The sequence below is a fragment of the Pseudomonadota bacterium genome (assembly GCA_041395565.1).
Taxonomy (GTDB): Bacteria; Pseudomonadota; Gammaproteobacteria; order UBA9214; family UBA9214; genus UBA9214.
In genome coordinates, this window is the sequence record JAWLAI010000008.1 from 175442 (window position 1) to 196962 (window position 21521).

Sequence of the window (21521 nt, forward strand, 5' to 3'; positions counted from 1 at the left end):
GCGGGCTGATTAAGTTGAATTCTCAGGGAAACCGGACTGGATCAATGACAATGATCGAAATCCTGCGTACACGCAGGGTGAATTGGCGCGATGGCGGTCGGCGGCGGCTGCAGGCTGGGCCGTGTGCACACCGGCATGCCGCACACCGGGTTGACCCGCCATCCCTGGTTCGCAAAGGCCGCGCAGCGGATCAAGTCCACGGCCGCCATCGACGGCACGGTGGCCAGCTGCGCTCGTGTTGACACGCGGCGCTTCGAGCGCTGACCCACGGTGCGGCTGCGGGCTGTTTGCAGCCGCCGCCACAGGCGGGGACAACCCGCCGGCCACGGCAACCACATGCAACAGAGTCCGTGTTACCCGCAATGGTTGCAACGCCACGCACGGATGACCGGCAGCAACGAAAACGGCGGCCGCAGCCGCCGTTCGGGAGTATCGTGCCCGTTATGCCAGCCGTCTGCGCCTGGCCACTCCCGCCAGGCCGAGCGCGCCGGATGCGAACAGCCAGAGGGCGGCGGGAACCGGCACCGGATTGACCGCCGCGGATCCGTTCACGTAGTTCATCGCAATCGGGCTGAAACTGCCGTCCAGGAACGACAGGAACAGATTGTCGCTCAGGGTCAGCGGCGAAACGCTGCCCGGGTCACCGATCAGGGTGAAGCTCAGCGAACCGATGGCTCGCGGCGTGGCGCCGAAAACCATCGCAGGCCCGAAACCGGTGGTCCAGCCTATGGTCAACAGCCCCGGCGCGACGTAGTCGATCGTATCGAAAAAGGCATCGCGCTCCGTCAGCCCCGCAGCGAAGGCGAAGTCGCCGTTGTAGGAAAGCACGGACGCATCCCAGCTGAGATCGAACGCGCCGTCCACCATCTCGAAGTCGCTGCCCGTGATGCTGATACCGATCGTGTCTCCCGTTGGCGCCGCAACGCTGACCGGGTCGATGGCGACGGTCTGCGCCTGTGATGCGGCGCATGCCAGCATGAAACCGATACCGGCGCAAAGTCTGCCAAACAAGCGTGATTTGTCCATTCCTGATTTCCCCTTATTGTTATCGAGTCGGTTCTGCCTGGTACTGCAGTCTTGCGCACAGACTATGTGGAATCCGCGGTCCTGTACATTGTCCTTAGGTACAGGCGTCGGGCCGGTCCGCGCCCCGCCCGGCGCCCTGCCCGGCTCGAATGCACGCGCAATCCGCTCCATCCGCCATACCGGCAGCACACATGCGGCGCGACGCAAAACCATGTTGCAACGGGGAACCCCAGCGACTTGCAGTGAATAAGATCTATCCCGTCGTTCCACGCGAGCCGCGTCGCTGGCTGCAATCCTGCGGGACCGGGCGAGTCTGACACCTGGTGTTGCGGCTCACTGATACAGCCGCGGCTACACTACGCGCACCGCACCATGCCAGACGCAGAAACCGCCGTGGTCACGACCGTGCGGAATGATGAGATAGTGTGGAACGGCTGACCGCAGCCGCACTCGGAAATTCACGCCGCGACACCAGGCCCGGCGCGTCGTGCTCAATCGCGCCCCAGCAGCTCGCGCATGCCGGAAAATTCCTGTTGCTCGGCAGCGCCCACTTCCGGGTAGCGCGGATCGAGCCCGCGCAGTGTCTCCACGATGGTCTCGGCCACGCACAGGCGCAGGTAGGGCTTGTGGTCGGCCGGGATGGCGTACCACGGCGCCCAGGGTCGCGAGGTGGCGTTGAGCGCAGCCTCGTAGGCCTGCATGTAGCTGCCCCAATGCGCGCGCTCGGCGACATCGCCGCTGGAAAATTTCCAGTTCTTCTCGGGTTCTTCCAGTCTGGAGAGGAAGCGCTTGCGCTGCTCCTCGCGCGAGACGTTGAGCCAGAACTTGATGATCACGGTCCCGTTGCGCGCCAGGTGCTTTTCGTGATCGCGGATCGACTCGTAACGTTCCTGCCAGAGCCGGTCGTGGTCGATACTGCCCGGCAGCTTCTGCCCGGCCAGGTACTCGGGATGCACGCGCACCACCAGCACCTCCTCGTAGTAGCTGCGGTTGAACACGCCGATGCGCCCGCGCTGCGGCAGGCGCTGCGCCGTGCGCCAGAGGAAATCGTGGTCGAGTTCCTCCGCCGAAGGCTGCTTGAAGGAATACACCTGGAAGCCGGCCGGATCGACACCGCCGAGCGATGCCCGTATGGTGCTGTCCTTGCCCGCGGCATCCATGGCCTGGAACACCAGCAGCACGGCACGCCGGTCTTCGGCGTAGAGCCGACGCTGCAGCTCGCCCATTTCCTTGATCAACGCGCCCAGCCGCTTCTTGCAGGTCTTCTTATCCGGCGCCTCCGCGTGGCGCGTCGGGGCCTGCGCCACCCGGAAGCCGGCATCGAACGGCACCAGCCAGGGACTCTCGATATGGGTTGCGGGCGTGGCGGTCATCGTCATTCACTCCGCGCCTGCCGCGGCGGAACGCTGCGGCAGGCGGCAGTTCGAGACACCGGATCAGGCCAGGTGCAGTTTGATCTGGTCCACCAGTTCGGCACAGGCGTCGCCGCAGGCCTTGCACTCGATGTGCTCCTCGTGCTTCCGGCATTCCGTCTCGCAGTCCTTGCAGACCTGCGCACAGACATCGGCGTAGGCCTTGAGGTAAGAGGAATTCGCCGCCAGCAGATAGGCAAAGCCCGCACAGACGGCCTCCATCTCGTGCACTTTCGAGGCGCACTGCGCCAGCGAGGTATCGCCTTCCCGGAAACTGACCAGGCAGTGCGCGATGCAGCGCCGGCCCTTGTCGAGGCATTCGTTGGTGGCGGCCAGCACGTCCGGCTGCTGCGCACTGTGCATGCTGTGATCGTGGCCCGGCATCGCGGCCACTGCAGCGCCGCTGCCGGCCAGCGCGGCTGCCGCGCCCAGTCCCGTCAGCAGTTCGCGCCGGCTCAGGCCGACATTCCCCGTTCGCTGCTCGTTGTTCGTATGCTGCGTAGACATGCTGTTGATCCCCCAGTTGGCCGGGGCACACCGTGCGCCCCGAAAGTGAAATTCGCTGTCCTAAAATAGCACCCTTTCGCGCCTGCAAGACAGACCCGCCCCGCGCCACCGCCGCAAGTGGCGCGCGGTGCCGCGCCTGCCAGCCGGTGACGGCCGCGCGGTTGCCATCTTTAATATTCAGCCCCGCGCAGCAGCGACCCGGGCCTCACGCGCCCGGCACATACCGCACCAGGAGCTGCAGAACACCCGCGGCGCACAGCCCGGCGACCAGGTCGTCGAGCATGATGCCGAGGCCGCCGTGCACGCGCCGGTCGAACCAGCGGATCGGCCAGGGCTTGAGGATGTCGAACAGGCGGAACAGCACGAAGCCGACGGCGATCCACTGCCAGCCGGCCGGGGCCAGCGTCATGGTGACCAGATAGCCGACGATCTCGTCCCACACGATGGCGGGATGATCGTGCACGCCGAGGCCGCGCGCGGCATGCGCGCAGGCCGCCACGCCGAGCGCGAACAGCGCGGCGGTCACGACGAGATACCAGGCCGGGGCCAGCGGCTGCAGCAGCAGGTAGCAGGGTATGCCGACCGCGGTACCGGCGGTGCCGGGCGCCTTCGGCAGCAGGCCGCTGCCGAAACCCAGGGCCAGCAGGTCCAGCGGGTGGCGCAGCAGGGCTGGCGACGGCCGCTCAGGCATTGCCGAAGTGCACGTAGCCGCGGGCGGCCGGCTGATACGCGCGACCGTCGCGGGTATGGCAGCGGATGCCGGGCTCCGCCTCGATGACGCCGATGGCCGTGCAGCCGCAGCGCATGCCGCCGAGCCGCTCCTCCACCGCTGTGCAATGCTGCACGGGTACGGTGAAGCAGAGTTCGTAATCGTCGCCGGCGCTGAGCGGCAGCTCGTAATACGGCGGGTGCGGCCCCGGCCCGGGCTGATCGATGGCCGCGCGGAAGGCGGCCGAGTGCGGCAGGGCATCGATGTCGATGGCGGCGCCGAGGTTGTCGCCCTCCAGCAGGTGTCCCAGGTCGGCGAGCAGGCCGTCCGAGACGTCGATCGCGGCACTGGCGTAGCGGCGCAGCGCCAGTCCGGCCTCGAGCCGCGGCTGCGGGTAATCGAGCCGCCGGCGCAGGTCCGCCCCGGCGGCCTCGCGCAGCTGCAGGGCAAGACCGGCATCCCCGGCGTCCCGGTCACGTAGACCCGGTCACCGGGCTGCGCACCGCTGCGGCGCAGTGCCCGGCCCTGGCGGATGAATCCGTGCGCCTGTACCGTGACCGACAGCGGCCCGCGCGTGGTGTCACCCCCCACGAGCTGCACATGGTAGTGGTCCGCCAGGGCGAAGAAACCGCGCGCGAAGTCGGCCAGCCAGACGGGATGGTATTCCGGCACGGTCAGTGCCAGCGTGGCCCAGGCCGGCTCCGCCCCCATGGCCGCGAGATCGCTGAGGTTGACGGCCAGCGCCTTGTGGCCGATGGCGGCCGCCGGTGTGGCGTTGTCGAAGTGCACGCCGGCGACCAGCGTATCCATGCACACGACCAGTTCCGCCCCGGCCGGCACCAGCAGCAGCGCGGCGTCATCGCCCACGCCCAGCAGGACGTCCTCGCGCCCGACCGGCTGGCGGGTGAAATGCTGGCGGATGATGTCGAACTCGTCGCCGGACATGGGTCCCGCACACTAGGCCCGGGCGTGGCGGTTGTACTCGGTCGCCCGCAGGACATGCGCCGCCTTGTCCAGCACCCCGTTGACGAAGGTATGACCCTGCTCGGCTCCGAATTTCTTGGCGAGCTGGACGGCCTCGTTGATCACCACCCGGTACGGAATGTCCAGGCGGTGCAGCAGCTCGTAGGTCCCGATGCGCAGGATGGCGCGTTCCACCGGGTCCAGCCGCGGCAACGGTATGTCGAGATGCTGCGCCAGATTATTATCAATATCTTCAACGAGTTTTGTAATATTATTGAACAACTCGACGAAATACTCGCGGTCGGTGTTCGAGAAGTCCTCCGTCTCCAGGAACTGATTGCGGATGTCGTGCGTCGCGGTACCCGACATGTCCCACTGGTAGAGGGCCTGCATGGCATAGCGGCGTGCACGGGCACGGGCGTGGGGAGACGGGGTCATGGGATACGGGACCTAGCTATCGAGGTTGCGGAGCAGGTTGATCATCTCGATCGTCGACAGGGCCGCCTCCGCGCCCTTGTTGCCCGCCTTGGTGCCGGCGCGCTCGATGGCCTGTTCGATGGTGTCGACGGTCAGCACGCCGAAGGCGATCGGGATGTCGTACTTGAGCGATACTGCCGAGAGGCCCTTGGTGCACTCGCCGGCGACGTACTCGAAATGCGGCGTGCCGCCGCGGATCACCGCGCCCAAGGCGATGATGGCATCGTAGCGCTTGGATGCGGCCAGCCGCTGGGCGGCGATCGGCATCTCGTAGGCGCCGGGCACGCGGACGATCTGCAGGTCGCGCTCGTCGGCACCGTGCCGCCGGAGCGTGTCCAGCGCACCGGCCACCAGGCTTTCCACCACGAACGCGTTGAAGCGCGAGACCAGCAGCACGATGCGCGCGCCCCGGATCACCAGCTCACCCTCTTTCACCGTTATATCACCCATGTCTTTGTCCTTGCTGAATAACTCAATCAATTCACTTGACGTAATCCACGACTTCCAGGCCGAAACCGGCAATGCCGTGCAGGTTCTTCGGCGCGCTCAGCACCCGCATTTTCTGCACGCCGACATCGGCGATGATCTGGGCGCCCACTCCGTAGGTGCGCAGGTCATCCGGCTTGCCGCCGCTCGGCGGCGCGTCCGGGCGCGGCATATGATACGCGCGGACCTGTTCCGCGAGCGCATGCGCTTCCTCTTTCTGGCGCAGGATGACCAGTACCCCGCTGCCCTCCTGCGCGATGCGCTGCAGGGCCTGGCGCAGTGACAGGTGGTGGCCCTCGGTCAGCGCCCCGACCAGGTCGCCCAGCGTGTTCTGCATGTGCACCCGCACCAGGGTCGGCGCGTCCGGCCGGATCTCGCCCATGACCAGGGCGAGATGCACGGCGTCGTCGATGGAGTCGTGATAGGCGTAGGCGCGGAACACACCGTGCTCGGTGGCCAGCTCGCTGACCGCCACCCGCTCCACCGTCTTTTCGTTCTCGATACGGTAGCGGATCAGGTCCTCGATGGTCCCCATCTTGAGGCCGTGCCGCCGGGCATAGATCTCCAGGTCGGGACGGCGTGCCATGCTGCCGTCCTCCTTCAGGATCTCGACGATCACCGCGGCAGGCTCCAGGCCGGCGAGCCGCGCCAGGTCGCAACCGGCCTCGGTGTGGCCGGCGCGCGTCAGCACCCCGCCCGGCTTGGCCATGAGCGGAAAGATATGACCGGGCATGACGATGTCGGACGGGCGCGCGTCGCGCGCGGTCGCGGCCAGGATGGTGCGCGCGCGGTCATGCGCGGAGATGCCCGTGGTCACGCCTTCGGCGGCCTCGATGGACAGGGTGAAATTGGTGGCGTGCTGGGATTCGTTGCGCTGCACCATCAGCGGCAGCGCCAGCTGTTCGCAACGCTCGCGCGTGAGCGTCAGGCAGATCAACCCGCGCCCGTGACTGGCCATGAAATTGATGTCCTCGGGCCGCACCTTCTCGGCAGCCATCACCAGGTCACCCTCGTTCTCGCGGTCTTCGTCATCCAGCAGCACGACCATGCGGCCGGCGCGAATGTCCGCGACGATCTCTTCGATACTGTTTAAAGACATATGTGCAGCTTGCTGATTTTCCTGATGTACATCCATCAACGTATTATCCACGAAACGGGAGCCGACGGCACGCCTCGCGCAACCTGCCGCGACGGCAGCGGTCCGGCGCCCTGCTCAGATGTCACTGCCGTCGTGCCGCCCGGTGAAGCCGTGCGCCGCGAGCAACTCCCGCGTCACCCCCGCACCGCCCGGGCGGGCAGCTGCATCACCCAGCAACAGACGTTCCAGGTAGCGGGCGATCAGGTCGACCTCCAGGTTGACCCGCCGCCCGGGTCGGTAGGCCTGCAGCGTGGTCTCGGCCAGCGTGTGCGGCACGATGTTGAGCTCGAACGCCGCGCCCTCGACCGCGTTCACCGTCAGGCTGACGCCATCCACGCAGATCGAACCCTTGACCGCGATGTAGCGCGCCAGCGCGTCCGGGGCACGGACGGTGAAGCGCACCGAGCGGCTGTCCTCGTGCCGGTCCGTGACCGTGCCGATGCCATCCACGTGACCGCTGACCAGGTGGCCGCCGAGGCGGGTCGCCAGGGTCAGCGCCAGCTCCAGGTTGACGGTGCTCCCGGGCGCAAGTTCCCCGAGCGTGGTGAGCCCGAGCGTCTCGCCCGAGACGTCGGCCTGGAACGACTGCGCGTCCTTTTCCACCACGGTGAGGCAGACACCGCTGACCGCGATACTGTCCCCGAGCCCGACCCCGGCCAGCGGCAGCTTGCCGGCCTGGATCGCGATGCGCACATCGCCGCCGCGCCGCTCGAGCGCCGCGATCTTGCCTACCGCCTGTATGATGCCTGTAAACATGCTTCGATTTTTATCTCCGCCGCGCAGGGCACAGCGCTCACTGATTAAGCCCATTGATCCCACACGACTGGCATGGCGCTGCCGGAGCGGACCGTATTCGCGCATGCTACGCGCTCCTACAGATGCTTCAGAAAGCCGGGATCAGCGTCCCCGCGCAGGGCATCCGCAAACCCCTCGCGTTAGGGTATGAGCGTTCACATGCATAGTTGCTCTGTGTCCTCTCTGCCCTCTGTGGCAAACCGGCTTCCGCCGCTAGCCCTGCACCGTCGCCGTGAGCCGCCAGTCGGTGCCGACAGCACGGATATCGCTTATCGCCAGCCCGATACGCTGGTCCATGTGCTCCAGGCCCGGCAGCGTGAACAGGCCGCGCGCGCTGTCGCCGAGCAGATGCGGCGCCAGGTAGATCACCAGCTCGTCGACCAGTCCCGCCTGCAGCAGGGCGCCGGACAGTGTCGGACCGGCCTCCACGTGCACTTCGTTACAGCCCTGCTCGGCCAGGAAATGCATGACCGCGTCCAGGTTGAGCCGCTTGTCGCGGCGCATCGGCAGCACGACCACGCTGGTCGTGTCTCCGGTGAGCCGTTCGATGCGGCGCATGTCGCTCTCCGTGGTCAGCACATACGTCATGCCGGGCAGCCCGAGCATGCGCGCGGTGGTGGGCATGCGCAGCCGGCTGTCGAGCACGACGCGCAGCGGCTGGCGCACCGCGCCCGTCTCCGCATCCAGCCGCACGTTCAGCGCGGGATCGTCCGCCAGGACGGTGGCGATGCCGGTCAGCAACGCGGAACTGCGCGCCCGGAGCCGCTGGACGTCGGCGCGGGCATGCTCGCCGGTAATCCAGCGGCTTTCGCCGCTGGCCAGGGCGGTACGGCCGTCCAGGCTCATGGCCAGCTTGACGCGGATCCACGGCAGGCGCGTGCGCATGCGTTTGACGAAGCCGCAGTTGAGCCGTTCCGCGTCCGTTTCCAGGATACCGGAATGCACCTCGATCCCGGCGGCGGCCAGCGCCGCCAGCCCCTTGCCGGCGACCTGCGGATTCGGGTCCGGCATGGCCGCGACCACGCGCGCCACCCCCGCCTGGATCAACGCCTCGCTGCATGGCGGCGTGCGGCCGTGATGACAGCACGGTTCCAGCGTCACGTAGGCGGTGGCACCCTGCGCGGCGGTACCGGCCGCCGCCAGGGCGTTGATCTCGGCATGCGGGCCGCCGGCGACTTCGTGCCAGCCCTCGCCGACGACCGTATCGTCCCGCACCAGCACGCAACCCACACGCGGGTTCGGATCGGTGGTGAACAGACCGCGGCGCGCCAGTTGCAGGGCGCGCGCCATGTACAGATGATCGGATGCGGCGGACATGGGCGGAATCGGTGCCGGCCTGACGCTCAGTCTTCCGGCAGCAACGGGATCTGGTCCTTGCGCTCCTGCGCGGTCGGCTCGTTCTCCAGGCGCTCGATCTCCTCGCGGAACGCGTTCACGTCCTCGAAGCTGCGATAGACGGAGGCGAAGCGGACATAGGCCACCTGGTCGAGCAGCCGCAGCTCGTTCATGACCCACTCGCCGAGCATGCGCGAGGGGATCTCGCGCTCGCCGCTGGCGCGCAGCCGGTGCTGCAGGCGGCTGATCGCGGCGCTCACACTGTCGGAATCGACCGGGCGCTTTTCCAGCGCGCGCATCATGCCGCTGATCAGTTTCTTCTCGTCGAACGGCTCGCGCGCGCCGTTGCTCTTGATGATGCGCGGCATCACCAGCTCGGCGAATTCGAAGGTGGTGAAACGCTCGCCGCAGTCCAGGCATTCGCGCCGGCGCCGGACCTGCGCGCCCTCGCCCGCCAGCCGCGAATCGATCACCTTGGTATCCTGTTTTCCGCAGAACGGGCAGTACATGGTCCGCGCCCCGCGATCAGTTACCGCCGTAGACAGGGAAGCGTTTGCACAGCGCGAGCACCTTGCCGCGCACGGCCTCGATCACGGCCGGATTATCGAGGTCGTCGAGCACGTCGCACATGAGACCCGCCAGCGCGCGCGCCTCGGCCTCGCCCATGCCGCGCGTGGTCATGGCCGGGGTGCCGACACGGATGCCGCTGGTGACGAACGGCGACTGCGGATCGTTCGGCACGGCGTTCTTGTTGACGGTGATATGCGCCGCACCGAGCGCCGCGTCCGCCGCCTTGCCGGTCAGCCCCTTGTCGACCAGATCGACCAGGAACAGGTGATCGTCGGTACCACCGGAGACCACCTTGTAGCCGCGCTCCATCATCACGCCCGCCATGACGCGCGCATTGTCCAGCACCTGCTGCTGGTAGACGCGGAACGCCGGCTCCATCGCCTCCTTCAGGGCCACGGCCTTGGCCGCGATCACGTGCATCAGCGGGCCGCCCTGCGTGCCCGGGAAGACCAGCGAGTTGAGCTTCTTCTCGATCGCCTCGTTGGCGCGCGCGAGGATCAGTCCGCCGCGCGGACCGCGCAGGGTCTTGTGGGTCGTGGTGGTGGTGATGTCGGCGATGTTCACCGGGCTGGGATACAGACCGGCGGCGATCAGGCCGGCCACGTGCGCCATGTCCACGAACAGCCACGCACCCACGCTGTCGGCGATGTCGCGGAAACGCTGCCAGTCGACCTTGAGCGAATAGGCGGAGAAGCCCGCCACCACCATCTTGGGCTTGTGCGCCTTCGCGAGCGCCTCGACCTGATCGTAGTCGATCGCACCGGTCGCGGGATCCAGGCCGTACTGCACGGCATTGAACAGCTTGCCGGAGAAATTCACCTTCGCGCCGTGGGTCAGGTGGCCGCCGGCGTCGAGACTCATGCCGAGGATGGTATCGCCCGGGGCGAGCAGTGCGAGATACACCGCGGCATTGGCCTGCGAACCGGAGTGCGGCTGCACGTTGGCGTAGTCGGCCTGGAACAGCGCCTTGGCACGGTCGATGGCGAGCTGCTCGGCGACGTCCACGTATTCACAACCGCCGTAATAGCGCTTGCCCGGATAACCCTCGGCATACTTGTTGGTCAGCACCGACCCCTGCGCTTCCAGCACCCGCGGGCTGGCATAGTTTTCCGAGGCGATCAGCTCGATGTGGTCTTCCTGGCGCCGGCGTTCGCCCTCGATGGCGGCCCACAGCTCGTCGTCGTAACCGGCAATGCGCATGTCCTTGTCAAACATAGGGGATAACTCTATGAAGTGGTGAGAATTAGCCGGGTACCGGCTGGACGGGGATGATAGCCGATAACGCGCGGCCTGGCTAACGAATCCACGCGTCCGCTCCGGTCAGCTGGCGACAAAGGCCTCCACCACCGCGCTCCACGCCTGCGCCAGGCTGGTGCGGTTGTAGCCGCCGCCGCCCATCGCCAGCACGCGTCCCTGGCAATAACGATCGGCGAGCACGCACAGCCGTGCCGCTGCGTGCCGGTGCGCGGCGGGCGTTAAGCCAAGGTGGGTGAGCGGATCGCCGGCAATGCTGTCCGCACCGCACTGGAACAGGATGAATTCCGGGGGCGTCGCCGCGAGGTGGTCTTCCACGCGCTGCCAGGCCGCATGAAACGCATCATCGCCGGCGCCCGGCGGCAGCGGGATGTTCAGCTTGGTGCCGACGGCGGCGCCGGTGCCGGTCTCCGCGGCGGCACCGCTGCCCGGATAGAGATAGCGGCCGTCCTCGTGCAGGTCGGCGTAGCACAGGTCGGGATCGTCCTCGAAGCCGTAGAACACGCCGTCCCCGTGATGGGCATCGATATCGACGTAGGCCACGCGCCGGATCGCGTGCTCCCGGCGCAGGGTCTCGATCGCGATCCCGCAATCGTTGTAGACACAGAAGCCGGCGGCCCCCTCGCGCCGCGCGTGATGCAGACCGGCTATCGGCACGAACACGCGGCGGCAGCTGCCGTCCAGCAGGCGTTCTATGCCATCCAGGACGCTGCCGACCACGAAGCAGGCAGCTTCATGGACGCCGGGGAAGGCCGGGGTGTCGCCATAGTCGAGAAACCCCTCACCCGTGGCCGACTGCCGGATCACGCGCTCGACATAGGCATGGGTATGAAACCGCTCCAGGGCCGCGCGGGTCGCCGCCACCGGCGCACGCACGCTGACCCTGCGGTCCAGCCCCAGTGACCGGGCATGCTGCCAGAAGGCGTCGAGCCGGTCGGGACCGAACGGATGACCCCGGCCGAAGCCGTAGCGCGCCAGCTCGGGTCCTATATAGATGCACGTAGCCGCCATGGCATCCCATCCTAGCAGTCGCCGGCCGCGTGCCGCCAGGCGGGACGGTACCGCTCCCCCGGTCTGTGTACGGCACCCGCGCGGCGCGGTTCGGCGGGGCCTGGACGGCGATGATTCATAAATAAATTCATTTTACACATATAGATAAAGTCTTTTTCTCACAATTCACATAACAATCCGCCCGGCACGCCTGCCCTGTCCGCTTGCCGGGCGCGGTTGACATTTGCACGCCCTGGCCGGAAGGTCATGCCCCTGAGACGACCCGGGAACCCCCGCCATGACCGGATTGCACCGGCAACCGCTCCTGATCTGCCTGCTGGGCGTGCTCGCCCAGGCCGCGGGCGTGGCGGACGCGACGCCTTACATCAGCCCCGAGCGGATCGAAGGCATCCACACGGTCGACGCCGACGGCCTCATCGAACTGGTGATGCGCGCACCGGAGGTCGTGCTGATCGATGCCCGCATCCGCGACGACCGCAAGGACGGCTATATCGAAGGCTCGATCAGCCTGCCGGATAACGAAACCGACTGCGCGACGCTCGCCATCCGGGTGCCCGCACTCGACCGCCCGGTGCTGTTCTACTGCAACGGGGTGCGCTGCGCACGCTCGGCCCACGCCGCCCGCATCGCCCGCGCTTGCGGCTACACCCGTGTTTACTGGTACCGCAACGGCGTCGAGGAGTGGCGCAGGCAACAGTATCCTCTGGTCAGATGAGATGCGCTCCCTGCGCGCGCGGGCGTCAGGGAACCATCGCTTGCCCGACCGCGGGTGACGCCTATAATGGGCGCCTTGTATCCAGCTCGCGGAGTTCCCCGACCTAATGGCGCAGTACGTCTTCACCATGAATCAGGTGGGCAAGGTTGTCCCGCCGAAACGCAAGATCCTCGACAACATCTCGCTGTCTTTCTTCCCGGGCGCCAAGATCGGCGTGCTGGGTTTGAACGGCTCCGGCAAGTCCACCCTGCTGCGCATCATGGCGGGCGTGGATACCGAAATCGAGGGCGAGGCGCGCCCGCAGCCCGGCATCCGCATCGGTTACCTGCAACAGGAGCCGCCGCTCAATCCGGACAAGAACGTGCGCGGCAATCTCGAGGAGGCGCTGGCGGACATCACGGAGGCCCAGCAGCAGCTGGAGGCGGTGTATGCCGCCTACGCGGAACCCGACGCCGACTTCGACGCGCTGGCCGCGGAACAGGCGCGGCTGGAAAACATCCTGCAGGCAGCCGACGGCCACAACCTCGAACGCAAGCTCGAGATCGCGGCCGAGGCACTGCGCCTGCCACCCTGGGAGGCCGACGTCACGAAGCTCTCCGGGGGCGAACGCCGGCGCGTGGCCCTGTGCAAGCTGCTGCTGTCCAATCCCGACATGCTGCTGCTCGACGAACCGACCAACCACCTCGACGCCGAGAGCGTGGCCTGGCTGGAGCGCTACCTGGCCGAATTCCCCGGCACGGTGGTGGCCGTCACCCACGACCGCTATTTCCTCGACAACGTCGCCGGCTGGATCCTGGAACTCGACCGCGGCCACGGCATCCCGTGGCAGGGCAACTATTCCTCCTGGCTGGAACAGAAGGAGAAGCGTCTGGAGACCGAGGAGAAACAGGCCTCGGCGCGCCAGAAGGCGATGAAGGCCGAGCTGGAATGGGTGCGCTCGGGCGCGAAGGGCCGCCACGCCAAGAGCAAGGCGCGCCTCGCGCGCTTCGAGGAGCTGGCCTCGCAGGAATCGATGCAGCGCAACGAGACCAAGCAGCTCTTCATCCCACCGGGTCCGCGCCTGGGTGACCTGGTGATCGAGGCCAACCACATCAGCAAGCGCTTCGGCGACAATCTGCTCTACGAGAACCTCAGCTTCAACCTGCCGCGCGGCGGCATCGTCGGCGTGATCGGCCCGAACGGCGCCGGCAAAACCACGCTGTTCCGCATGTTGACCGGCACGGAACAGCCGGACAGCGGCGAACTGCGCATCGGCGAGACCGTCCAGATCGCCTGCGTCGACCAGAGCCGCGACGCGCTCGACCCGAAGAAGACCGTGTGGGAGGAGATCTCGGACGGTCAGGACATCATTACCGTCGGCAAGACCGAGCTCAATTCACGAACCTATGTCTCGCGCTTCAACTTCACCGGCAACGACCAGCAGAAGATCGTCGGCCAGCTTTCCGGCGGCGAACGCAACCGCGTCCATCTCGCCAAACTGCTGCGCAGCGGCGGCAACGTGCTGCTGCTCGACGAGCCGACCAACGACCTGGACGTGGAGACCCTGCGCGCACTGGAAGAAGCCTTGCTCGACTTCCCCGGTTGTGCTGTAGTCATTTCCCACGATCGCTGGTTCCTCGACCGCATCGCGACGCACATCCTGGCCTTCGAAGGCGACAGCCAGACCGTGTGGTTCGAGGGTAACTACGCCGACTACGAGGCGGACCGCAAGCGCCGCCTCGGCGCCGACGCCGACCAGCCGCACCGCATCAAGTACAAACGACTGGACAGTTGATGATGCCGACCATCGCCGAGGATGATGCCGCGAAGCTCAGGGCGTTCGAGCAACGCATGCAGCAGGAAGGGGCTGCCGGCTTCGCGGCCGGACCCGCGCCCTGGGATCACTGGGACGATCTCGTCAGCCTCGGCACCTATCGGGTGTGGATGAACAGCCTGCGGCGCACCGCCCCGGCCGCAGCGCCGGCGGCCAAGCCGCTCACGACCCGCCTGCTGACCGGCGTTGCGCAACTGGCACTGCTCGCCCTGCTGATCGGCAGCGCGGGGGTGTATGTCTCCATCCTCAACCCGCAGCCGCCACTCGCCGCGGGTGGCGTGCAACCGCCCCCCATCATGGTGGCCGAGCGTACACCGCCGCGCCCGCTGACCAGCGCGCAGCCGGTACGCCGCAGCCACGCCGGCAGCGCCGGCGCGGACCTGCCGGCGCCGCCCGGTGAGACCGCGCCCGCAGCAGCTGACGTGCTGCAGACGGCCGCAGAGACGGTCGCGCCAACGCCCGTCCCGGCAGCCCCCGACCCGGCGGATGGCACGGCAAGCGCCACGGCGCAGACGCTGGCATCGACGCTGGACGCACTGCCCGGCACCGCGGCAGGGCCGGCACCGACCGATCCGGCCGCGGCAACGCAGGCCGCGGTCGTTGCGACGACCGCGGACGCGGCCGAACCGGCGGCGACACCGGCCGAGGCCGCGCCAGAACCGGCCAGTCGCAACCGGGACGAGCCACCGGCGGACAACCATGCCGGCGCCGGGTCGGAAACCGAACTAACGGGTACCTGGGTGGTCAACCTCGCCTCCTACAACTACGAATCCATGGCGCAGCGCAAGCTGGAACAGTTCCATGACAAGGGCGTGAATGCGGAGCTGGCCCGGATCATGGTCAAGGGCAAGTCCATCATCCGCCTCCGCACCACGGGGTATAAAAGCAAGCGCGAGGCCATCGAGTGGGTCCCGCTGCTGGAGGAGCGGCTCGGGCTGGACGGGGCCTGGGTTGCGAAGTACGAGCCGGGCAAAGACTGATTCAGCCGCCGGACGGCGCGGCCGGCGCCGGCTCAGGCGTGGTCATCGAGATAACCGCCCGCCTGCAGCCACTGCGCGAGCAACCAGCAACAGGCGGCCCAGGCGGCACCGGCGGCCCAGCCGGCCAGCACGTCGCTGGGCCAGTGCACCCCGAGGTAAACCCTGCTGACGCCCACCAGCAGCGTAACCAGCACCGCACAACCGATCAGGAACAGCCGGACCCGGCGCGCGGCGTGTATCACGGCGAGCAACGCGCCGCCGGTGAGATACACCACGGCCGACAGCATCGCGTGCCCGCTCGGGAAACTGGATGTGTAGACCATCGAACCGTGCGCAACCAGTTCGGGCCGGGGGCGGGCGAACCCGCCCTTGAGCGCCAGCGCGAACAGCAGCCCCCCGCCCAGCGCCAGCAGCACGAACAGCGCGATGCGCCGCAGACCCTGCAGCCAGAGATAGCCGACCGATGCCAGCGTGAGCATGCCGAGCACACCGACGCCACCGAGCGCGGTGAAGTCACGGAACATCTCCTCCACCCACGCGGGTCCCCGCGGATCAGCGAGGTCACCGGGGGCACGCATGGCCAGCAGCAGCCAGCGGTCGATGCGCTGCGTGTCGCCTTCCAGCATTTCCTCGGCAATACCGAGGAACACCAGTACCCCGGCGGCCAGGATGACCAGCGCCAGCGAAGCGAAATGATGGCGCGCAAAGTGCACGGGCGATATCCGTGCGGATTCCGTTTCAGTCGTCATGGCGGTCACACGCAAAGGGGGGACCGAGTGTACCGGAACGACCGCATGCCTGCATGGGCGGCGGGCGCACGGCAAATCGGCAGCCGCACGACCGGATCGGTTCTCAACATCCCGCGCCAACCGCGTTGCAGCCGGGCATGCGCGCCTTGCGGGCGCAATCTTGGGGACCGGGCGCTCCTGCCCCTGGCCTGGCTGGCGCTCGCTCAGGTAGCGACGGCTGCACTACGCTCGCCGCGCCTCCCCGTTAACCAAGATCATCACAGGGGATGGTGTCATCGGTTCGAGCGCAACGGCCCGCGCGGGGCCGCTGTCATGACTGCGGCTGCCGGCCTACTTGCCGTAGCGCGTGATACCGCCCAGGGTCACCAGACCGGTGACGAACAGCCAGGCGGCTGCCGGCACGGGCACGACGGTTGCCGTGATGCCGGGGTTCAGGTACGCCGTGGCGCCGCCACTGTCCTCGAGCAGGATCTGGATGTAATGCGTACCGGCCCCGACATCGCCCAGCGCGATACCGCTCCAGGGCCGGCCCTCGGGATCACGGGCACCGAATTTCCAGACCCCATCCAGCCAGATGTTGATCCCGTTGTCGATGTTCCCGAACGCGGCGGTGATGTCGCGCAGCCCGGGACCGGCATCGAAACTGTAGACGATGGCGACTTCCGTGTTGACCAGCCAATTCGCGGGCACGGCTGACACGCGCGTCCAGTTGGCGTTGAGCTGCGCCGGATCGGTGAGCCAGTCACCCAGTGCCGCCGCGGCCGCGCTGAGGTCGGGCGCCGTGGTGAAGACCTGATCCTGTACGCCACTGAAGGTGTTCGGTGCCGGGAACCAGGGCAGGATGCCGCCCGGCTGCGTCGCCCCGAGATCACCGATGCTGTTGTTGTAGTACGCCGCTGTCGCGTTGCCGGACACGAGGCTGACCACGGTGGCTGCCTGGACGGAACTCAGCGTGGTGCAAAGCGACAGACCGAGTAAGCAAAAGGTACGCCAGAACCCGCAGGTGCGATGTGTGCGCATGGACTCCTCCGTAAGACTCGCCTTGTCTGCGCAAGGCGTTGCTGGCCGTTACCGGCCGTATGCCGGCACCGTTACCGGCAGATTTGTATACGAAATGGCCCTGCACGGCATTGACACTACGCAATTCCGGTGACGCCTGCGGCCGGTCACAGGCCGCACACCGGGGCAGCGGACCATCTGCGTGAACAGCAGCTGGCGTGGACGCACATGCAGGGTGCATGCGCTAACGGCCGGGACGACCTGCTAACCCGTTTCCTGCAAGCGGGCCGGACGGGTTTGTCGTATGAGTGCGGTCTGCAGCGCCCAGCGCGCCTCCGGCGCGATCTGCTGCAGATACACGATCTCGCCGCCGCTGCTCGCGGCCACGGGCACGCCGTCACGATAGAGGATGCGGTTATGCGGCTGGCGGGCAACCCGGTCGCCCGCCGTGACGGTTCCGGTCAGATTGAGCGGATCGCATGCAGCGATGGCGACGAGTTCGCCCTGCCCCGGTGTGTTGCGGATCCTGCGCAGGCTCTGCATGGCCTGCGGCAGCGCGAACTGCTCGCCGGCGAATCCCTGCACGAAGCGGCCGCCGCGCAACTCGCCGCGCGCCTCCATGCGCCGGTAGACATACAGCAGGTCCCGCCACGGCGGCAAACCGGTCTCGTTGTCGAGCAGCTTGCGGAACACGACCCCGTAGCGGTCGAGCAATACCCGCGCGATGTGCGCGACGGGGCCAAACCGGTCCGCGTCTGCAGCGCTCGACCGGACCGGGCGCAGCAGCGACCAGCGCCCGGCCCGGGCCAGGGTCTGGTAGCCCGGCTGGCGCCTGCCGCGCCGGCGTGCGACCTGTTGCGGTGTGATGAGGTTACGCAGCCCCCCGAAGTTGTCCGATGTGATCAGTCCCCAGGCGACCAGTTCTCCCAGCGCGGCCTCCAGTTGCGTGGGCAACAGGCGCGTGTCATCCAGCAATTCCTGGTAAAAACTCGCACCCCACTGCTGCAGGCTGGCGCGTACCGCGGCGGCGGCGCCCGAGAGCGCGATGTCCGCGGTAGCGGGCAGCGGATTGCTGCACCGCCAGTCGGCAAGATGCGCGCGGGACAGGAAGCTGATTGGTGTCGAACGCACGGCTGGCTGCTTCTGCCGGGCATCCCGCGGCGCCGGCGGCACCTGCAGTCGCAGCCAGACAAACCGGCCGGACTGGCAGAGCGAGTCGAGCTGCAATGTCGTGTAGTCACGGATACGTGCAGGCAGGATGTCCTGCTCCCAGCTCGCTGCCGCTGCCGGGATGCCTTCGAGTTGCTGCAGGCTGCGCGCCAGCGCGGCCTCCCCCGCGGCCGGCTCGTCCAGGCCGTGCCAGTGAAACAGGAAACGCATGATATCCGCCGGACTGACCGGCTCGATCTCGCTGCGCAGTTGACGGATGGTGTAACGGTGGATGCGCGCCAGCAGTCCGCGTTCGCACCACTCGGGCGCGCTGCCTTGAGTGAACTGACCCTGGATGGCGAAACCTTCCTGCTGCAGGGCCAGCAGGCCGGCATCGATCTCGTTCTGCGGCAACCCCAGCGGGGAATTGAGCTGCGTCATCGTAACCGGGCCGAGTCCTTCCAGACGGCTGCGCAGCAGTTCGGTCAGCGCCGCGCCCCGATCAGCGGTCACAGGCTCGGTCGGCTCGATGGGCGGCTCCGGACGCGCGCCGGCAAAGACGGCCAGCGCCTGGTGCAGACGCTCCGCCGCGACCCAAAGCGTCGCAGCATTATCGGGTGTGAGGGTCGTCGCGCGCCGCTCGTCCTGCAGGTGCTGCAGCCATGGCTGCCACCCGGCGTCGTTACCTTCCGCCGCGGTGACGAAGCCCAGCACCAGCAGGGCGTCGTGCAGCTCGTCGGCATCACGCGCCAGCGGCCAGACCTCCTGCCGTACCCGTTCGATCGCGGCTGGGTCGAGGGTACCGATCCCGGCGGCATCCGCCGGATCGAGATGGCGCTGCTGGTTGATGGCCAGGGTGCGGCGTTCCTCGGCGGCGCCGTCGTCGAGAAAGGCGTAGGGCCGGGCGTTGATGATCTCCAGCGCCAGCGGCGACGGCGTGGCGAGATCCCGCGTGGTGATGGTGATGCGGCCGGTCTCGATGCCCTGCAGCAGTTCGATCAGGCCGTCGACATCCATCAGCTCGTGCAGGCAGTCGGCCAGCGCCTGCTCGACCAGCGGATGGTCCGGTACGGCGCGATCCCCCGCGATGTTTTCGAAACAGGCGAGCTGGTCGGGAAAGATCAGTGCGATCAGGTCCTCGGCGCTGTTGCGCTGGAATGGCGCGGGCACCCGTTTGCCGCCGCGGTTGCGTGGCACCGCCAGCGCCGTGTTCGTGACCCAGCGCCAGCGCACCGGGAACATCGGCGCGGCCAGCAGCGCCTGGATCAGGATATCCCGCACGGTAGTGGACTGCAGATAACGGGCCGGCTCATCCAGCGGGAAACTGTGCGTCGGTCCCAGCGACAGGATCAGGCTGTCCTCCGTCGCCGCAGCCTGCAGCTCGAAATTGAACTTGCGGCAGAAGCGCTTGCGCAGGGCCAGGCCCCAGGCGCGGTTGATGCGCGAACCGTAGGGCGAGTGGATCACGAAATGCATGTCGCCGGTCTCGTCGAAGAAGCGCTCGAAGACCAGGTGCTCCCGGGTCGGGAGCACGGTCAACGCCGCCTTCGCGGCGGCCAGGTACCCGGCCAGTTGCGTGGCCGCCGCCTGCGGCAGGGCCAGCGTTCCGGTCAGGTAGCGCAGCGCCGCTTCCTGTCCCTGTTCGAGCTGCGCGTCCAGGGCCTGGCGCAGGCGCGACACGGCGCGGGACAGCTCGTCGCTGCGCCCCGGCGCCTCGCCGAACCAGAACGGAATGTTGGGCGGCTGGCCGTTGGCGTCCTCCACATATACCCTGCCCTGCTCGATCTTCAACATGCGGTAGGACTGATTGCCGAGCTGGAAGATGTCGCCCGGCATGCTTTCGAAGGCGAAGTCCTCGTTCAGCGTGCCGACGAATACGCCCTGCGGCTGCATGATTACGTCGTAGTCGAACTGGTCCGGGATCGCACCGCCGTTGAGCAGCGCCGTGAGGCGCGCCCCCGTGCGGGGGCGCAGACGGCCGTGCACGGCATCGCGGTGCAGGTAGGCAGCGCGCCGGCCACGGCGGGTATGGAAGCCTTCGCTCAGCATCTTCACCGTGGCGACGAACTGCGCCTGATCCAGCGACCGGTAGGGCCAGGCAGCGGCGAAGCACCGGTACAGCGCCGTCTCGTCCCATTCGCGGCTGGCGACCTCGGCGACGATCTGCTGTGCCAGCACGTCCAGCGGGTGCACGGGGATGTGGATCAGATCGAGTTCATCCCGGCGGATGGCGTCGAGCAGCGCGGTGCATTCCACGAGGTCGTCCCGTGACAGCGGAAACAGCCGTCCCCTGGGCATGGCATCCACCGCATGCCCCGAGCGTCCGACCCGCTGCAGGAATGTGGCGATGGCCCGGGGCGAGCCGAGCTGGCACACCAGGTCCACGTCGCCGATATCGATGCCGAGTTCGAGCGAGGCGGTGGCCACCAGGGCCCGCAGCCGGCCCTGCTTCAGCCGCTGTTCCGCATCGAGCCGGTGTTCCTTGGCGAGGCTGCCGTGATGGGCGGTGACCGCATCCGCCCCCAGGCGCTCGGCGAGCGCGGCGGCGGCGCGCTCCGCGAGGCGGCGGGTGTTGACGAAGATGAGCGTGGTGCGGTGCGCCTCGGCCAGCTGCGCCAGGCGGTCGTAGATCTCGGCCCAGACCTCGTTCGCCATGACCGCCTCGAGCGGCGAACCCGTGACCTCCAGCCGGATATCCCGCTCGCGCACATGCCCGGTATCGATGATTTGACAGGGTGACGTTGCATCATCATGCGGATGGCCGGTCAGGAATGCCGCCATCGCCGTCACCGGTTTCTGGGTGGCCGACAGGCCGATGCGCACGGGCGCCCGCCCGCACAGGGCATCGAGCCGTTGCAGCGACAGGCTGAGATGGGCGCCGCGCTTGTTCCCCGCCAGCGCATGGATCTCGTCGACGATCACCGCGCGCACGCTGCGCAGCATCTGCCGCCCCGAGTCCGAGGTGAGCAGGAGGTAGAGCGATTCCGGCGTGGTGACCAGGATATGGGGCGGCGTGCGTTTCATGGCCTCGCGTTCGGCCTGCGAGGTATCGCCGCTGCGCACCCGCGCCGTGATGGGCACATCGGCCAACCCCGCTTCCAGCAGCTGGTCACGGATGCCGTTCAGCGGCAGCTCGAGGTTCCTGTGGATGTCGTTGGACAGGGCCTTCAACGGCGAGACGTACAGCACCCAGGTTTCGTCCGGCAGGGGCGCGGACAGCCCTTCCACCAGCAGCTGGTCGAGCGCCGCCAGGAACGCTGCCAGCGTCTTGCCCGAGCCGGTAGGCGCCGCGATCAGGCAGGACTGGCCCGCCCGGATCGCCGGCCAGGCCCGGGACTGGACCGCGGTCGGTCCGGCGAACCGGGTTGCGAACCAGCGCGCCACGGCAGGATGAAATGCGGCAAGCGGCATGACTGAATACCTGGACTCACAT

The 21521-nt window shown here is 67.7% G+C and carries 19 protein-coding genes and 1 pseudogene; 4 read left to right on the top strand and 16 right to left on the bottom strand.

Annotated elements, in window-relative coordinates; genetic code table 11:
• Window positions 1-123: 123 nt before the first annotated feature.
• Complete coding sequence (locus tag R3F42_14225; protein MEZ5543175.1) at window positions 124-264, top strand: hypothetical protein; 141 nt, start codon at window positions 124-126, stop codon at window positions 262-264.
• A 177-nt stretch (window positions 265-441) separates the two neighbouring features.
• Here R3F42_14225 and R3F42_14230 read toward each other — a convergent pair whose 3' ends face one another.
• From R3F42_14230 to R3F42_14290, 13 genes and pseudogenes are all read right to left on the bottom strand, one after another.
• Window positions 442-1026 carry a hypothetical protein gene (locus R3F42_14230; GenBank protein MEZ5543176.1) on the bottom strand — a complete coding sequence of 195 codons (585 nt, stop codon included), beginning with the start codon at window positions 1024-1026 and terminating at the stop codon, window positions 442-444.
• 491 nt (window positions 1027-1517) lie between these two features.
• Window positions 1518-2399 (bottom strand): polyphosphate kinase 2 family protein, encoded by an 882-nt coding sequence (locus R3F42_14235; protein ID MEZ5543177.1) that lies wholly within the window; start codon window positions 2397-2399, stop codon window positions 1518-1520.
• A gap of 63 nt (window positions 2400-2462) precedes the next feature.
• Window positions 2463-2945 carry a four-helix bundle copper-binding protein gene (locus R3F42_14240; protein ID MEZ5543178.1) on the bottom strand — a complete coding sequence of 161 codons (483 nt, stop codon included), beginning with the start codon at window positions 2943-2945 and terminating at the stop codon, window positions 2463-2465.
• A gap of 205 nt (window positions 2946-3150) precedes the next feature.
• Window positions 3151-3636, bottom strand: coding sequence for a phosphatidylglycerophosphatase A (locus R3F42_14245; GenBank protein ID MEZ5543179.1), 486 nt, complete (start codon window positions 3634-3636; stop codon window positions 3151-3153).
• A gap of 525 nt (window positions 3637-4161) precedes the next feature.
• Window positions 4162-4599: pseudogene (locus tag R3F42_14250) on the bottom strand (AIR synthase related protein).
• 12 nt (window positions 4600-4611) lie between these two features.
• Window positions 4612-5055 carry a transcription antitermination factor NusB gene (nusB, locus tag R3F42_14255; protein ID MEZ5543180.1) on the bottom strand — a complete coding sequence of 148 codons (444 nt, stop codon included), beginning with the start codon at window positions 5053-5055 and terminating at the stop codon, window positions 4612-4614.
• Window positions 5056-5067: 12 nt separating this feature from the next.
• The gene (gene ribE / locus R3F42_14260) at window positions 5068-5544 is read right to left on the bottom strand and encodes a 6,7-dimethyl-8-ribityllumazine synthase (GenBank protein MEZ5543181.1); all 477 of its coding nucleotides are present in this window, start codon (window positions 5542-5544) and stop codon (window positions 5068-5070) included.
• A gap of 31 nt (window positions 5545-5575) precedes the next feature.
• A complete protein-coding gene (gene ribBA / locus R3F42_14265; protein ID MEZ5543182.1) occupies window positions 5576-6679 on the bottom strand; it encodes a bifunctional 3,4-dihydroxy-2-butanone-4-phosphate synthase/GTP cyclohydrolase II in 1104 nt (367 codons plus the stop codon).
• Window positions 6680-6793: 114 nt separating this feature from the next.
• A complete protein-coding gene (locus R3F42_14270; protein ID MEZ5543183.1) occupies window positions 6794-7474 on the bottom strand; it encodes a riboflavin synthase in 681 nt (226 codons plus the stop codon).
• A 252-nt stretch (window positions 7475-7726) separates the two neighbouring features.
• Window positions 7727-8830: a bifunctional diaminohydroxyphosphoribosylaminopyrimidine deaminase/5-amino-6-(5-phosphoribosylamino)uracil reductase RibD gene (gene ribD, locus R3F42_14275; protein ID MEZ5543184.1), complete on the bottom strand. Its 1104-nt coding sequence runs from the start codon at window positions 8828-8830 to the stop codon at window positions 7727-7729.
• 26 nt (window positions 8831-8856) lie between these two features.
• Window positions 8857-9357 (bottom strand): transcriptional regulator NrdR, encoded by a 501-nt coding sequence (gene nrdR / locus R3F42_14280; GenBank protein ID MEZ5543185.1) that lies wholly within the window; start codon window positions 9355-9357, stop codon window positions 8857-8859.
• 16 nt (window positions 9358-9373) lie between these two features.
• Entirely contained in the window at window positions 9374-10633 is a 1260-nt protein-coding gene (gene glyA, locus R3F42_14285) for a serine hydroxymethyltransferase (GenBank protein MEZ5543186.1), read from the bottom strand.
• A gap of 105 nt (window positions 10634-10738) precedes the next feature.
• Window positions 10739-11683 carry an acetoin utilization protein AcuC gene (locus R3F42_14290; GenBank protein MEZ5543187.1) on the bottom strand — a complete coding sequence of 315 codons (945 nt, stop codon included), beginning with the start codon at window positions 11681-11683 and terminating at the stop codon, window positions 10739-10741.
• A 277-nt stretch (window positions 11684-11960) separates the two neighbouring features.
• Here R3F42_14290 and R3F42_14295 point away from each other — a divergent pair, with 277 nt between their 5' ends.
• The 3 genes from R3F42_14295 to R3F42_14305 all read left to right on the top strand — a co-directional run bounded on the left by R3F42_14295 (window position 11961) and on the right by R3F42_14305 (window position 15191).
• Window positions 11961-12398 carry a rhodanese-like domain-containing protein gene (locus R3F42_14295; protein MEZ5543188.1) on the top strand — a complete coding sequence of 146 codons (438 nt, stop codon included), beginning with the start codon at window positions 11961-11963 and terminating at the stop codon, window positions 12396-12398.
• A 106-nt stretch (window positions 12399-12504) separates the two neighbouring features.
• Complete coding sequence (ettA, locus tag R3F42_14300) at window positions 12505-14172, top strand: energy-dependent translational throttle protein EttA (protein ID MEZ5543189.1); 1668 nt, start codon at window positions 12505-12507, stop codon at window positions 14170-14172.
• Window positions 14172-15191: an SPOR domain-containing protein gene (locus tag R3F42_14305; GenBank protein MEZ5543190.1), complete on the top strand. Its 1020-nt coding sequence runs from the start codon at window positions 14172-14174 to the stop codon at window positions 15189-15191. The genes ettA and R3F42_14305 overlap by 1 nt, the downstream gene beginning before the upstream one ends.
• 32 nt (window positions 15192-15223) lie before the next feature.
• Here the strand turns inward: R3F42_14305 and R3F42_14310 are convergent, their stop codons facing one another.
• The 3 genes from R3F42_14310 to R3F42_14320 form a co-directional block, all read right to left on the bottom strand.
• Window positions 15224-15940, bottom strand: coding sequence for a phosphatase PAP2 family protein (locus tag R3F42_14310; protein ID MEZ5543191.1), 717 nt, complete (start codon window positions 15938-15940; stop codon window positions 15224-15226).
• Window positions 15941-16270: 330 nt separating this feature from the next.
• Window positions 16271-16960, bottom strand: a complete 690-nt coding sequence (locus tag R3F42_14315; protein ID MEZ5543192.1) for a hypothetical protein — start codon at window positions 16958-16960, stop codon at window positions 16271-16273.
• A gap of 243 nt (window positions 16961-17203) precedes the next feature.
• Window positions 17204-21499, bottom strand: a complete 4296-nt coding sequence (locus R3F42_14320; protein MEZ5543193.1) for a DEAD/DEAH box helicase — start codon at window positions 21497-21499, stop codon at window positions 17204-17206.
• Between the last annotated feature and the right edge of the window lie 22 nt (window positions 21500-21521).